This is a genomic window from Achromobacter sp. ACM01, assembly GCF_014851745.1.
In the GTDB taxonomy this organism is placed as follows: domain Bacteria; phylum Pseudomonadota; class Gammaproteobacteria; order Burkholderiales; family Burkholderiaceae_B; genus Achromobacter; species Achromobacter aegrifaciens.
Window position 1 is genome coordinate 48692 of sequence record NZ_JACVAF010000011.1, and the last position, 14258, is coordinate 62949.

Consider the following 14258-nt stretch of genomic DNA (forward strand, 5'->3'; position numbering starts at 1 on the left):
CGCGGCGCGCGTTGAGCCCCCGCGCTTGCTGTGCGCAGGGGACGGCAGCCTGCGTGGCGGGGTTGGACCCGGCCACACATGCGTGCCGTTTCAGCGGCCCTTGGGCCTGGGCCTCAGAGCAGGCCCTTTTCCTTGAAGTACTTCTCGGCGCCCGGATGCAGCGGCGCCGACAGTCCGTTCTTCACCATGTCCGCCGCCTTCAGGTTGGCAAACGCGGGGTGCAGCTTCTTGAAGTCGTCGAAGTTGTCGAACACCGCCTTGACCACGGTGTAGACCGTCGCCTCGGGCACGTCGGCGGAAGTGACGAAGGTAGCGGTCACGCCGTAAGTCTTGGTTTCCGTCGGGTTGTTCGGATACAGCCCGGCCGGAATCGAGGCGTGGGCGTAGTACGGGTACTTCTCGACCAGCTTGTCCACGGCGGGACCGGTCAGCGACACGAGCTTGGCGCCGCAGCTGGTGGTGGGGTCCTGGATGTTGGCCGAGGGGTGGCCCACGCCATAGAAGAAGCCGTCGATCTTGCCGTCGCACAGCGCGGAACCGTGCTCGTCGGGACGCAGTTCGGACGCCAGCGAGAAGTCCTTCAGCGTCCAGCCCATGGTGCTCAGCAACTCCTCCATCGAGGCGCGCGTGCCCGAGCCGGGGTTGCCGACGTTGAAGCGCTTGCCCTTGAGGTCTTCGAAGCTCTTGATGTTCGCTTCCTTGCGCGTCACGACGGTGAAGGGCTCGGGGTGGATGGAGAACACCGAGCGCAGCTTGGTGTACGGTCCGGCCTGCTTGAACTGGCCTTCGCCCTTGTAGGCGTTGAAGCCGACGTCGGATTGCACCACGCCCAGGTCCAGCTCGCCGGCCTTGATGGTGTTGGCGTTGAAGACCGAGCCGCCGGTCGATTCGACCGAGCAACGGATGCCGTGGCTGGAACGATCCTTGTTGACCAGGCGGCAGATGGCGCCGCCGGCGGCATAGTAGACGCCGGTGACGCCGCCCGTGCCGATACTGACGAACTTCTGTTGGGCGGCGGCGGGCGCCGGCGCCGTGGACAGCAATGCCGTGGCAAGGCCCGCGGCTGCGAGCGTCCAGGCGTTGCGATGGCCCAAGGGGTGTTTGACGGACGTGGTCATGCAAACTCCTTTTGGGGTTTTTCCCCGTGATATTGCCGGTCTTGGCCGGCGGTTGGTGCGCCCCGCGAGCCGCGGAGCACCCTGTGCGTATCATCACGAGCCCGCGCCAGGCGGGCGGCACGGCGCAATCGCTTGCGCCGCGCTTGCAGCAGGCGGCTAGGCGCGCGCCTGCGCGATGGCGGCGTCGATGGCGCCGCTCAGACGTTCGGTCAACTGGTCCAGTTCATCGTCGGAGATGATGAAGGGCGGGGCGAGCAGCACGTGGTCGCCGTGGCGGCCGTCGATGGTGCCGCCCATCGGGTAGACCATCAAACCGAGCGCCATGGCTTCGCGCTTGATGCGCGCGTGCAGCGACAGCGCGGGGTCGAAGGTCTGCTTGCTGGCGCGGTCCTGCACCAGCTCGATGCCCATGAAGAGGCCGCGGCCGCGGATGTCGCCGACGTGCGGATGCGCGCCCAGCGCGCTCTCCAGCCGCTGGCGCAAGCCTGCGCCCTGCGCTTGCACGCGCGCCAGCAGGCCGTCGCGCCGGATCACCTCCTGCACGGCGAGCGACGCGGCGCAGGCAATCGCATGGCCCAGATAGGTGTGGCCATGCTGGAAGAAGCCGCTGCCTTGCTGCATGGCATCCACGATGCGCTGCTGCACCATCACCGCGCCGATCGGCTGATAGCCGCCGCCCAGGCCCTTGGCGATGGTGATCAGGTCAGGCGTGACGCCTTCCTGTTCCACTGCGTACAGCGTGCCGGTGCGGCCCATGCCGCACATGACCTCGTCGGCGATCAGCAGCACGCCGTGACGGTCGCAGACTTCGCGGACGCGGCGGAAATAACCCGGCACAGCCGTGACGGCGCCGGCGGTGGCGCCGACCACGGGTTCGGCCACGAAAGCCATCACCGTGCCCGGACCCAGGCGCTCGAAGGTCTGTTCCAGTTCCTGCGCCAGGCGCTCGCCGTATTGCTCGGGGCTTTCGCCCTCGCGCTGGTCGCGGTAGGCGTAGCAGGGCGACACGTGCTCGACCTCGATCAACAGCGGCGCGAACTGCGCGCGGCGCCAGGCATTGCCGCCCACCGCCAGCGCGCCCAGCGTGTTGCCGTGATAGCTCTGGCGCCGCGCGACGATGTGGCGGCGTTCCGGCTGGCCGATTTCCACGAAGTACTGCCGCGCCATTTTCAGCGCGGCTTCGACCGCTTCCGAGCCGCCCGAGACGAAGTAGGCATGGGAAATGCCCGGCGGCGCATCGGCCACCAGGCGCTCGGCCAATTGCTCCGCGACCTCGGTCGTGAAAAAGCTGGTGTGGGCATAGGCCAGCGCGTCGATCTGCGCATGCATGGCGGCCTGGATGTCGGGGTGGTTGTGTCCCAGGCAGGAGACCGCCGCGCCGCCCGAACCGTCGAGGTAGGAGCGGCCGGCGCTGTCGTAGACCCACACGCCCTGGCCGCGGACCGCGACGGGAGGCGTCTGGCGCAATGAACGATGCATGACATGGGTGTGGCTCATGGGGCAATTCCGCAATGCAGGAGGTTGAAGGCGAATCCGGACGGGATGTCAGGCGGGGCGGCGCGGCGGCGCGCTCCAGTAAACGTTGTCGTTGAGCAGGCGCTGTTCCACTTCGGTCAGCCGGTTCAGCACCTCCTCGCCGCCGCGCGCGGTCAGCCGGGCGATCAGGTGCTCCGCCAGGCCCAGCAGGCCGGCGGTGGTGTGGAAGAACGACCCGGGCCCCTGGCGCGCCGGGCGGGCCCGCACGCCTTCGCGGTCAGGAGGCGCGAAGCGCAGGGTGTGGCGGGCGTCGACCGCCAGCGGCGACAAGGGGTCATCGGTCAGCGCGATCAGCGCCACGCCGCGCTGCGCGGCCTGGCGGGCCAGTTGCACGGTGGCGGTGGGATAGGGCGCCTGCGAGATCACGATCAGCGCGTCGCCGGGTCCCAGGTTGTCGGCTTGCTCGGCGGGCGCGCCGCCCAGGCCGTCTATGAGCACGCTGTTGCGCCGCACCAGCTGGTAGGCGTAGCGCATCTGGAAGGCAATGCCGAAGGCTGAGCGCGTGCCCAGGAAGCCGACCTGCCTGGCTTCCAGCAGGGTCTGCACCGCGGCGTCGAAGGCGGAGGGCGGGTTCAGCGCGCAGACGGAGCTCATGGCCCGAACCTGATAGTCGGTGAGCACGTCGTGCCCGGGCGCCGCGGGTTCGCCCGCCGCGGCCTGCAGCGCGGCGGCGCGCTCGCGCAGTCCCGGCGCGGCCTGCCCTGCCAGGGCCTGCTGGAAGGGCTGACGGAAATCCTCGTAGCTGGAAAAACCGACGGCCCGCGCCAGCCGCAGCATGGTTGCCGGCGCCACGCCCAGGGTCTGGGCCTGGCGCCGCATGGACCACAGGCCGACCTCGGCGGGATGCGCCACGACCCAATGCGCCGCCCGCTGCAGTTCCGGCGGCAGTTGTTCCAGTTTTTCCTGGAGGGTCAGGAGGAGGTCGGACGGCAAGGACATGTACGGCGGGAAGAGGCTGTAAAAAAACAGATGATAAATCTTGAATCAATAAAAAAACATATGTTTTTATAAGGGGTTCCACCTAGAGCGTCTGACGGTCTAGGCAAGCTCGCTCGCGGGTAAGTCCTTGAAATTCGCTGCCAATTCCCGCAAATCGGCGCTCATTTACTTACATCACGCAACGGGATTTTTGTTTGACGGGAATGAATCGTGCGCATATCATTTGTGTAGAAATGAATTTGACCGAACACGTTTTCCCATGACTGACACCGCGAAATCCGACCCTGCACAGCAATACGATTTGCGCATCTTGCGGGCCCTGCGCCGCATCACGCGTTCCATCGCCTTGCATTCGCGCCAGTTGTCCGCCGTCAGCCACATTACGGCGCCGCAACTGATGTGCCTGCGCACCGTGATCGCCAACGGTCCGATGACGGCCACCGCGATCAGCCGCGAAATGCACGTCAGTCCCAGCACCGTGGTCGGGATCCTGGATCGCCTGGAAGACAAGGGCTTGATCCGCCGCGAACGCGGCCGCGAAGACCGTCGCATCGTATTCGTCACGGCCACGGACGCGGGCCGCGAACTGGCGCAAGGCGCGCCGTCGCCGCTGCAAAAGCATCTGGCCGACGCGCTCAATGCCTTGCCCGAACTGGAACAGGCCACCATCACGCTGTCCCTGGAGCGCATCGTGGCGCTCATGGAGCAGGACGGCCAGGCCGCCGTCGACACGCATGGCGACGTGTCTTCGCCCATCCTTGAAGTGCCCACGGGCGGGGCACCCCCTGAATCGGGAATCGTTGCATGAAGAAAACCGAACTGGATACCCCAACCCTCTCAAGTGCCGTGGCGCCGGCGGTCAGCGCGCAGACCCATACCATGCGTCTGCCCGACCGCAAAGACGGCGCCGCCATCCACCGCCTCATTTCCGAGTGCCCGCCGCTCGACCTGAATTCCCTCTACGCGTACCTGCTCCTCGCTGAGCATTTCCGCGACACCTGCGTCCTGGCCGAAAGCGCCGGCGGACGCATCGACGGTTTTATCTCCGCATACGTGATCCCGGACCGGCCCGACACCTTGTTTGTCTGGCAGGTCGCGGTGCACACCCGCGCACGCGGCCATCGACTGGGCCGCGCCATGCTCCGCGAGCTCTTGCGCCGCAAGGGTCTCGAGCATGTCCGCTATCTCGAAACCACGGTGGGGCCTGACAACCAGGCATCGCGCCGCAGCTTTGCCGGCTTGGCCAGCGAACTCGGCGCCCACGTCTCCGAGCAGCCGTTCTTCGACCGGCAGCTTTTCGGCGGCGCGGACCATGACGACGAGATGTTGTTGAGGATAGGTCCGTTCGCCTTGCCAGCCCCCTAGGGGCGGCGCAAGCCCAGCGGTCTTATCGAATTACCGGGATGGTTGGCCGATCCGGATGCGCAAGCGCACCCGGAAGGGTTCTGGCCGTCCGTCCACTCATGAGATGAAAAGGGAGGATTAATCATGGACTTGAAGATCTTTGACCGGATGGAGTCGGAGGTACGGGGCTACATCCGGTCGTTCCCCGTGATATTCAGCCAGGCCAGGGGCTCGACCCTGATCGATGAGGACGGCACCGAATACATCGATTTCTTCAGCGGCGCCGGCACGCTGAACTATGGCCACAACAATCCTGTTCTCAAGGAAAAGCTGCTGGAGTACGTCCAGTCGGACGGCGTGGTGCATGGCCTGGACATGGCCACCAGCGCGAAGAAGCGTTTCCTGGAGACGGTGGACCGCGTGCTGCTCAAGCCGCGGAACTGGCAATACACCTTGCAGTTCACCGGTCCCACCGGCACCAACGCGGTTGAAGCTGCGCTGAAGATCGCGCGCCAGGTCAAGGGACGTCCCAACGTCATCTCTTTCACCCATGGTTTCCATGGCGTGAGCGGCGGCTCGTTGGCGGTGACGGCCAATATGAAGTTCCGCGACGCGTCCGGCTATGCGCTGGGCAACACCACCTTCATGCCCTACGACGGATACTTCGGTCCGGACGTGGACACCATGGCCTATCTTGAACGCATGCTGGAAGATCCCAGCAGCGGCATGGACAAGCCGGCGGCCGTCATCGTGGAAACGGTGCAGGGCGAAGGCGGCGTCAACGTGGCGACGCTGCGCTGGCTGAAGGAACTGGAAAAGCTGTGCAAGCGCCACGACATGCTGCTGATCGTGGACGACATCCAGGTTGGCTGCGGGCGCACCGGCACGTTCTTCAGTTTCGAGTCCGCCGGTATCCGCCCCGACATCATTACCCTGTCGAAATCGCTGTCGGGCTTCGGCCTGCCGATGTCGCTGGTGCTGATGAAGCCCGAGCTGGACATCTGGAAACCCGGCGCCCACAGCGGCACCTTCCGCGGCAACAACCTGGCCTTCGTCACGGCCGCGCAGGCGCTGGAAACCTATTGGGCTAACACCGCCTTCGCCACCGAAATCCAGCGCAAGGAGCGCCAGGTGCGCGACTGGCTGGAGAACCTGGTTCACAGCTATCCCAACGCCGGCCTGTCGGTGCGCGGCCGCGGCCTGATCCAGGGTCTGGTGTGCAACGCCACGCCCGCGCTGGCCAACCGCATCGCGCAGAACGCCTTCAAGAAAGGCGTCGTGATCGAGACCTCGGGCGCGCACGATGAAGTGCTCAAGCTGCTGCCCGCCCTGACCATCGAGGAAGAGCTGCTCGGCAAGGGCCTGGACGTGATCGAAGCCAGTGTCGCGGAAGCGCTCGCCGAAGAAGGGCAGTCCGCCCGCATCCTGAAATTTGGAGGAAAACGTCAATGATCGTACGCAATGTCAAAGATGTGATCGGCACCGCCGACGAAGTCCGCACCGACACCTGGGTCAGCCGCCGCGTGCTGCTCAAGAAGGACGGCATGGGTTTCTCCTTTCACGAGACCACCATCTTTCCGGGCGGCCGCACCCACATCCACTACAAGAACCATCTTGAAGCGGTGTGGTGCATCGAAGGCGACGGTTCCATCGAGACCATCGCCGACGGCAAGAAGTACGAACTGGGGCCCGGCGTGGTCTACGCCCTGAACGAACACGACGAGCACTGGCTGTGCGGCGGCAAGGAGCCGCTGCGCGTCATCTGCGTCTTCAACCCGCCGCTGACCGGCCAGGAAGTGCATGACAAAGAAGGCGTCTACGCCTTGCCTGAAGCCGAAGCCCAAGCGGCCTGAAACACAAGGAGGTTCGCATGATCTCACCTGCACAGGATCCGTACGCCTCCCGTACGGATCGAAGTTCCGCCATCATCGCCCGCCAGGACCCGGTGGTCTATGAAAACGGCCAGTACGCCAGCGCATTGAACGCCGGCCAGGTCGAGCAATACGAGCGCGACGGCTTCATCCTGCTGGAGAACCTGTTTTCCGAAGATGAAATCCGCGCGCTGTCCACCGAGGTCGAGCGCATGACGCGCGACCCCTCGATCGTGCGCCGCGAAGAGTCCATCACCGAGCCCGGCAGCAATGCGGTGCGCTCGATCTTCATGGTGCACGTGCTCAATCCCATCCTGTCGCGCCTGGTGCGCGATCCGCGCCTGGTCAATGTGGCGCGGCAGATCCTGGGGTCCGAGGTGTACATCCACCAGTCGCGCGCCAACATGAAGCCCGGTTTCAAGGGCAAGGAGTTCTACTGGCACTCCGACTTCGAAACTTGGCACGTCGAGGACGGCATGCCGGCGATGCGCGCGCTGAGCTGCTCGGTGCTGCTGACCGACAACAACGAGTGCAACGGCCCCTTGATGCTGGTGCCCGGATCGCATCGCCAGTTCATCTCGTGCGTGGGCGAGACGCCGAATGAACACTACAAGCAGTCGCTGAAGAAGCAGGAATACGGCGTGCCGGATCCGGTCAGCCTGCAGCTGCTGGTGGAGCAGGGCGGTATCCGCTCCATGACGGCCAAGGCCGGTTCGGTGGTGTTCTTCGACTGCAACACGATGCACGGCTCCAACAGCAACATCTCGCCGTGGCCGCGCGCCAACGTGTTCATGGTCTACAACAGCATGGAAAACACGCTGAACCCGCCCAAGTACGGCCTGACTCCGCGTCCCGAGCACATCGCGACGCGCAAGGGATTCAAGGCGGTCACCCCGCTGGATACCTTGAAGCTGGTGGGGGGCTGAGCCTCCTGTGAAAATGCCCAGGCGCTGCCTGGGCATTTTTTCTTCCGGGCGTCTGCTATTCTCTGCGCACTTCGCCCCATCGAGACTCCGCACGCCATGTCCGCCCGCATCCTCAGCCTGCACATCTACCCGGTCAAATCCTGCGCGGGCATTGCCCTGGACGAATCGCCCATCGACCGCGCTGGGCTGGCCCACGACCGCCGCTGGATGCTGATCGGCGCCGATGGCCAGTTCATGACGCAGCGCCAATGGCCTGCGATGGCCCTGATCCGCACGGCGCTCACGGCCGACACGCTGCGCCTGTCAGCGCCGGGCATGTCCGATCTGAACGTTGCCCTGGACGGATCGGGACTGGAACAAGAGGCGCAGTCCGTGGCCGTGTGGAGCGATACCACGTCCGGCCGGCGCGAAAGCGCGGCGGCCGGGCAGTGGTTTTCCGACTTCCTGAAGACGCCGTGCCGTCTGTACAAGGTGGACGCGGCCGCGCAACGCAACGCCAAGCCGGACTGGGTGTCGCGCTGGGTGGACGCGCATCCAGACCTGGCCGAACCGTTCGCGGGCCAGCACTGCTTTGGCTTTGCTGACGGCTTCCCGCTGCTGGTGGCCAACCAGGCCTCGCTGGACGACCTGAACGCTCGCCTGCAGGCCAAGGGCGTGGCGCCGGTGCCGATGGACCGCTTCCGACCCAATATCGTGGTCCAGGGCGAATGGGAAGCCTTCGAGGAAGACCACACCGCCCTGATCGAAGCCGCGGGCGTGAAGATGGCTTTCGTCAAGCCTTGCACCCGTTGCTCGATCCCCGACATCGACCAGAACACCGCCCAGCAGTATGAAGAGCCTGGCCGCACACTGGCCGGCTACCGCAATCTGGAAATCGGCGTGGTGTTCGGCCAGAACGCCATCCTGGACGCGCCCGAGGGCGCGCGCCTGAAGGTCGGCGACGAGGTCGGGATCGAACTGGATTTCTGAATCCGGGGCCTCGCCGCCGGGGCCTTAAGCCGAGGACAGCTTCAGGCCCACCAGGCCGAGCACGATGAGGGCGACGCTGGCGATGCGCATCCAGCTGGTGGATTCGCCGAACAGCACGATGCCGGCCACGAAGGCGCCGATCGTGCCGATGCCTACCCACACCGCATAGGCCGTGCCCAGGGGCAGGGATTTCATGGCGACCGCCAGCAGCCAGACGCTGATGGCCATGCCTCCCGCGGTGATGGCCGAAGGCCAGAAACGGGTGAATCCGTGGGTGTATTTCAGGCCTACGGCCCAGACGATTTCAAACAGGCCTGCGAGTACCAGGATGATCCAGGTCATTACGACTCCTACCTTGTGCTGCCGGCGTGCCGCCGGCGCGAGGGGCCGTCCCCAGAATCAAACGCGCCAGCCTAGTCGCCGCGCGCGGCAGCGGGCCGTCCCGCTGCGGCAAAAATTATAGAATACCGGGTTCATACGGCAAAACCGGGTGCCGGGCATCACTCTTGCAACACTTCGCGTTCCGGGCCGCGAAACCAGGATATTTATCATGCAACGCATCATGCTGCGGGCAAAACTGCACCGCGTCACGGTCACCGAAGCCGACCTCCACTACGAGGGGTCTTGCGGCATCGACGAAGACTTGCTGGACGCTGCCGGCATGCGCGAGTTCGAACGCATCGAGCTCTACAACGTCACCAACGGTGAACGTTTCGACACCTACATCATCAAGGCGGCCCGCGGCAGCGGCGCCATCTCCTTGAACGGCGCCGCCGCGCGCCGCGCCCAGGTCGGCGACCTGATGATCATCTGCACCTACGGCCCGATGTCCGAGGCCGACTCGGCCACGCACAAGCCGCTGGTGGTGCTGGTGGACGACGCCAACCGCGTCAAGGAAATCCGCAAGTTCCCGGCCTGAGGCCGGGCCGGGCGGAGCGCCTCGCGAACGAGGCGCTCCGCTAACACCCTGAACCGTTTCATCATGAGCTTCCAGGTCATCATCCAACCCAGCCAGCATCAATTCCCGGTCGAACCCGGCCAGACCGTGCTCGATGGCGCGCTGGCCGCTGGCATCGTCCTGCCGTACAGCTGTCGCAACGGCGCCTGCTCCACCTGCAAGGGCCGCGTGGTGTCCGGGGAGTTCGACGCGGGGCAGTATCCCGCGCAGATTCTTTCGCCCGAGGAACTGGCCGGCGGCTACACGTTGTTCTGCCAGGCCCGGCCTGAATCCGACATGGTGGTCGAATCCACCGAAGTCCGCCTGGCCAGCGATATCCAGATCCGCAAGCTGCCTTCGCGCGTGCAGGCGCTGGAACGCGTGGCCCCGGACGTCACCGTGATCAAGCTGCAGTTGCCCGCCTCCGAGCAGTTCCGCTACTACGCCGGCCAGTACATCGAAGTCATCCTGAAGGACGGCCGCCGGCGCAGCTATTCGATGGCCGGCGCGCCCCACACCGGCAGCCCGCTTGAACTGCACATCCGGCATATGCCCGGCGGCGTGTTCACCGACCACGTGTTCGGCGCCGGCGACACGCAGATGAAAGAGCGTGAGATCCTGCGCCTGGAAGGGCCGTTCGGTTCCTTCTTCCTGCGTGAAGACAGCGACAAGCCAGTCGTGCTCCTGGCCAGCGGCACGGGCTTTGCCCCGGTCAAGGCCATTGTCGAGCACATGATCCACAACAACATCAAGCGCCCCGTGGCGCTGTATTGGGGCGGACGCCGTCCGCGCGACCTCTACATGGACGCGCTGGCCCAATCGTGGACCGGCATGCTGCCCGATTTCCGCTACGTGCCGGTAGTCTCCAATGCCGTACAGGAAGACGGCTGGACCGGGCGCACCGGCTTTGTCCACGAAGCCGTCATGCAGGACATCGTCGACCTGTCGGGCCATCAGGTCTATGCCTGCGGCACGCCACTGATGGTGGACGCCGCAAGGCGCGAATTCAGCGCCCAGAACGGCTTGCCGCCCGAAGAGTTCTACGCCGACGCCTTCACGTCCGAAGCGGACCTGGCCAAGGCTGCAACCCAGTCTTGAGTAACAGGGCATGAGCGAATCGGGGTGGAACGAGCGGGCCTGGAAAGGTTTGTGACTTCCGCCCCTTTTTATTCCATAGGCGCGGGCAAAGCGCCGGGGTAAACTGCCGGGCAGCAGCTTGCCATGGGGCGCGGACATCGGGTCGGCGGACCGAGCTGGCACGCAAGGAGCAATGCGGGCATGAAAGTAGCGGTATTGGGTGGCGGCATCATCGGAATCTCCAGCGCCTGGTGGCTGAACCAGGCCGGCCATGACGTCGTCGTCATAGATCGCTGCACCGGTCCCGCCCAGGAAACCAGTCTGGCCAATGGCGCGCAGATCTCGGTCTCCTACGCCGAACCCTGGGCCAATCCCCAAGCCCCGCTCAAGCTGCTCAAATGGATGTTCCAGGACGACGCCCCGCTGCTGTTCCGTCCGCAACTGGACTGGCGGCAATGGATGTGGGGGCTGGCGTTCCTGCGCGAGTGCCTGCCCAGCCGCCTGGCTCCCAATATCCGCGCCATGGTCCGCATGGCGGAATACAGCCGCGCGACCCTGCGCAGCATGCGCGCTGAACTGGGCATCCAATACGATCACCTGGAACGCGGCATCCTCAATTTCTACCGCGATCCGCACGAATTCGAAAACTCGCAGCGCGCCGCGGGCCTGATGCGCGACTTCGGCGTGGAACGCCGTGTGGTATCGACCGACGAGGTCATCGCCATCGAGCCCGCGCTGGCGCCGCACCGCCAGACCATCGTCGGCGGCGATTACACGCCCGAGGACGAGAGCGGCGACGTGCACCTGTTCACCGTGGCCCTGGCCGAGCGTTGCGCCCGGGCCGGCGTCGAATTCCGCTACAGCACGCGCGCCACGCGCCTGCTGACCACCGGCGGCACGGTGCAAAGCGTCGAGATCATCGAACCCGATGGCCGTTACGGCGCCCTGTCGGCCGACGCCTACGTCGTGGCGATGGGCAGTTTCAGCCCCTACCTGCTGCGGCCGCTGGGCGTGCCCTGCAACGTCTATCCGGCCAAGGGCTATTCCGCGACTTTCCCGGTGATCAAGCCGGATGCCACGCCCACGGTCAGCCTGACGGACAGCAGCCACAAGGTGGTTTTCTCGCGCCTGGGCGACCGCCTGCGCATGGCCGGAACCGCCGAGCTGTCGGGCTATTCCCGCAGCCTGAACACCGGACGTTGCGAAGCCATGACCCGCTTGGCGCGCGAACTTTTTCCCGACGCGCTCGATTTCGAGCGTGTCAGTTATTGGTCGGGCTTGCGCCCGTCCACTCCCTCGAACGTGCCCATCATCGGCCGCAGCCGTATCCCCAACCTGTACGTCAACACAGGACACGGTACGCTCGGCTGGACGATGGGCGTTGGCTCGGGCCGGGCATTGGCCGATCTGCTCAGCGGAAGGCGGCCGGAACCGGAATTTCCTTTTCTTGGTCTGTGAACCTATGAAGAATCTGCAATTGGCGGGCGTTGCCCGCGCGATGTTCGCCAGCCGGCGCGCATGGTTGTTCGGCGCCGCCATGGCGATGGCCGGTGCGGCGAATGCCGCCGCGGTCGAGATCCAGGTCTGGCACACGCTGACCGACGCAAACAAGGCCGAGTTCGAAAAGCTCGCCAAGCAATACAACAAGGAGCAGGACGAGGTCCGCGTGACGCTGCGCGGCTTCGCCTCGCCCAGCGCGCTGGAACAGGAAGCCGTCACGGCGGTCAAGGCCAAGAAGGGCCCGAACCTGCTGCAGTTGACCGACAACCATTCGCCTGAAGTCGTCGCCCAGCACAAGGCCGTGCTGCCGCTGTACGAACTGCTGGCCAAGTACCCGATCAAGGACCTGAACTGGTTCGTGCCGGCCACCAGCAGCTTCACGCGCGACAGCAAGGGCCGCCTGCTGGCCTTCCCCTGGATGGCCGAAGTGCCGGTGATGTTCTACAACACCGCCGCCTACAAGAAGGCCGGCCTGGATCCCAACAAGCCCGCGCGCACGTGGACCGCTCTGCAAGGCGAGCTGCTGAAGCTGCGCGACGTGGCGGATATCGACTGCCCCTACGCCTCCAGCGACCAGGTCACGGTCCACCTGGAGAACCTGGCGCCGATCAACAACCAGCAGTTCACCAGCAACAACAACGGGCTGGACGCGGTCACCAAGAAGTCGGCCGCGCCGGCCATGCAGTTCGACACGCTGTACATGCGCCACATCTCGCTGATGGTCAGCTGGAAGCGTTCGCTGCTGTTCATGGCGCATTCGGGCGACAACGCCAGCGACAAGCTGTTCGCCAAGGGTGAATGCGCCGTGCTGACCGCCAACACCGGCGCGTTCGGCCAGTTCCTCAACACCAAGTCGCTGTCCTTCGGCGTGGCGCCGCTGCCTTACTACGAGCAGGCCACCAAGGACGGTGGCAAGCCCTTCGTGAGCGGTTCGGCGCTGTGGGCGCTGGAAGGCCATCCCCAAGCCGAGGAAAAGGCCACCGCCCAGTTCCTGGCCTGGCTGTCCAAGCCCGTCATCGCCGCGGAATGGCACCAGCGCACCGGCTACCTGCCCTTGACCGAGGCCGCTTTCCGCGCCTCGGACGTGTCGTTCTATAACCGCATTCCGGGCGTCCAGGCGCTGATTGCCTCCATGCGCACCAACCCCACGGCAAACAGCCGCGGTTTCCGCATGGCCAACTACACGCGCATCGAGCCCGTGCTGAACCAGCAACTGAACGATGCCTTCGAAGGCAAGGTGCCGCCGGTGGCGGCGCTGAACAACGCCGCCACCCAGGCACGCAGCATCGCGGCGCAACGCTGATCCAGGCAGGCGGCGCAGGCGCCGCCGAATCCTGATGCAAACCCGGTCCCTGGACCGGGTTTTTTTTCGTCCGTCCGCCGCGCGACCAAACCATCCATGCGTACATGCCAGTCTGGTGACGCTGGGGCCGCTCGTCCACCATGCCTCTCATGCGTATCGATTCCGGTGCGCCTTTTGCTCGCGGTGAGGCATGGTTCGTTTCTTCTTTCTGGCGGCAGGGCTGTCCTGCCTGGGGGCCTGCACAGGGGTCGGCAAGAGTCCGGCCGCAACGTCATGGGAAGCCTCGAGGCAGGCGGCCCAAGGCTTCCGCTTCGATTGGCAATTGTCCGGCGATCCCTCGGTTGCGCCCATGCAGGTGTTCGACGACGGCAAGGAAACCTGGCTGCAATTCGCGCCGGGCCAGCCGCTCCCGGCGATTTTCGGCGTAGGCAGCGACGGCGAGCGCGCCTTGCCCTATTTGCGGCGCGACCCCTATGTCGTGCTGGCGGGAGGGTGGAGCGGGCTGCTGTTTCGCGGCGGGCGTCTGAGCGCCCGCGCGCAGCGCCTGCAACCGGTCGCCGACGCCCGGGCGGAGAGCAGGCCGCAGGATGAGCCTGCGCCGCTGGCGCCAGCCGTCGTGGCTGAGCGCATCGGTCCGGCGCGGCCCACCGAACCGGCGCTGCCCGCCATCGGCGCGCTGCAAGCCGCCGGGCCGTTGGCGGGCGCGGCTCCCGCCGCGGGCGTTGCGTCGGCCCCGGC

15 protein-coding genes are annotated in these 14258 nt (G+C 65.7%); 11 read left to right on the forward strand and 4 right to left on the reverse strand.

The features are described from left to right. Positions 1-113 precede the first annotated feature (113 nt). The 3 genes from IB268_RS30010 to IB268_RS30020 form a co-directional block, all read right to left on the reverse strand. Positions 114-1118 (reverse strand): TAXI family TRAP transporter solute-binding subunit, encoded by a 1005-nt coding sequence (locus IB268_RS30010; RefSeq protein WP_054458708.1) that lies wholly within the window; start codon positions 1116-1118, stop codon positions 114-116. A gap of 156 nt (positions 1119-1274) precedes the next feature. Further along, positions 1275-2615: an aspartate aminotransferase family protein gene (locus tag IB268_RS30015; RefSeq protein ID WP_175163896.1), complete on the reverse strand. Its 1341-nt coding sequence runs from the start codon at positions 2613-2615 to the stop codon at positions 1275-1277. Between the two features lie 48 nt (positions 2616-2663). Beyond that, positions 2664-3593: a MurR/RpiR family transcriptional regulator gene (locus tag IB268_RS30020; protein WP_054458705.1), complete on the reverse strand. Its 930-nt coding sequence runs from the start codon at positions 3591-3593 to the stop codon at positions 2664-2666. A 259-nt stretch (positions 3594-3852) separates the two neighbouring features. Here IB268_RS30020 and IB268_RS30025 point away from each other — a divergent pair, with 259 nt between their 5' ends. The 6 genes from IB268_RS30025 (at position 3853) to IB268_RS30050 (ending at position 8703) form a co-directional block, all read left to right on the forward strand. Continuing rightward, the gene (locus IB268_RS30025) at positions 3853-4401 is read left to right on the forward strand and encodes a MarR family winged helix-turn-helix transcriptional regulator (protein ID WP_054458703.1); all 549 of its coding nucleotides are present in this window, start codon (positions 3853-3855) and stop codon (positions 4399-4401) included. Further along, positions 4398-4958, forward strand: a complete 561-nt coding sequence (ectA, locus tag IB268_RS30030; protein ID WP_054458701.1) for a diaminobutyrate acetyltransferase — start codon at positions 4398-4400, stop codon at positions 4956-4958. Before IB268_RS30025 ends, ectA begins: the two co-directional genes overlap by 4 nt. A 123-nt stretch (positions 4959-5081) precedes the next feature. Beyond that, positions 5082-6389 carry a diaminobutyrate--2-oxoglutarate transaminase gene (gene ectB, locus IB268_RS30035; protein WP_054458699.1) on the forward strand — a complete coding sequence of 436 codons (1308 nt, stop codon included), beginning with the start codon at positions 5082-5084 and terminating at the stop codon, positions 6387-6389. After that, positions 6386-6790 (forward strand): ectoine synthase, encoded by a 405-nt coding sequence (locus IB268_RS30040; RefSeq protein WP_006387829.1) that lies wholly within the window; start codon positions 6386-6388, stop codon positions 6788-6790. Before ectB ends, IB268_RS30040 begins: the two co-directional genes overlap by 4 nt. Positions 6791-6807: 17 nt before the next feature. Continuing rightward, complete coding sequence (gene thpD, locus IB268_RS30045; RefSeq protein WP_054458697.1) at positions 6808-7734, forward strand: ectoine hydroxylase; 927 nt, start codon at positions 6808-6810, stop codon at positions 7732-7734. A 96-nt stretch (positions 7735-7830) separates the two neighbouring features. Then, positions 7831-8703, forward strand: a complete 873-nt coding sequence (locus IB268_RS30050; RefSeq protein ID WP_192355258.1) for an MOSC domain-containing protein — start codon at positions 7831-7833, stop codon at positions 8701-8703. 24 nt (positions 8704-8727) lie between these two features. On the opposite strand, the gene sugE is transcribed toward IB268_RS30050, so the two are convergent. Continuing rightward, the gene (gene sugE / locus IB268_RS30055; protein ID WP_013392803.1) at positions 8728-9045 is read right to left on the reverse strand and encodes a quaternary ammonium compound efflux SMR transporter SugE; all 318 of its coding nucleotides are present in this window, start codon (positions 9043-9045) and stop codon (positions 8728-8730) included. Positions 9046-9253: 208 nt separating this feature from the next. Here sugE and panD point away from each other — a divergent pair, with 208 nt between their 5' ends. The 5 genes from panD to IB268_RS31145 all read left to right on the forward strand — a co-directional run. Beyond that, complete coding sequence (gene panD, locus IB268_RS30060) at positions 9254-9622, forward strand: aspartate 1-decarboxylase (protein WP_013392804.1); 369 nt, start codon at positions 9254-9256, stop codon at positions 9620-9622. Between the two features lie 63 nt (positions 9623-9685). Further along, a complete protein-coding gene (locus tag IB268_RS30065; RefSeq protein WP_175214390.1) occupies positions 9686-10738 on the forward strand; it encodes a CDP-6-deoxy-delta-3,4-glucoseen reductase in 1053 nt (350 codons plus the stop codon). Between the two features lie 180 nt (positions 10739-10918). Next, positions 10919-12175 carry a D-amino acid dehydrogenase gene (locus tag IB268_RS30070; RefSeq protein WP_054458692.1) on the forward strand — a complete coding sequence of 419 codons (1257 nt, stop codon included), beginning with the start codon at positions 10919-10921 and terminating at the stop codon, positions 12173-12175. 4 nt (positions 12176-12179) lie between these two features. Further along, on the forward strand, positions 12180-13520 hold the full coding sequence (locus tag IB268_RS30075; RefSeq protein ID WP_054458690.1) for an extracellular solute-binding protein: 1341 nt from the start codon (positions 12180-12182) through the stop codon (positions 13518-13520). Positions 13521-13710: 190 nt separating this feature from the next. Beyond that, positions 13711-14258: TrbG/VirB9 family P-type conjugative transfer protein (locus IB268_RS31145; RefSeq protein WP_225591529.1), on the forward strand; the 548-nt coding region annotated here is incomplete at its 3' end.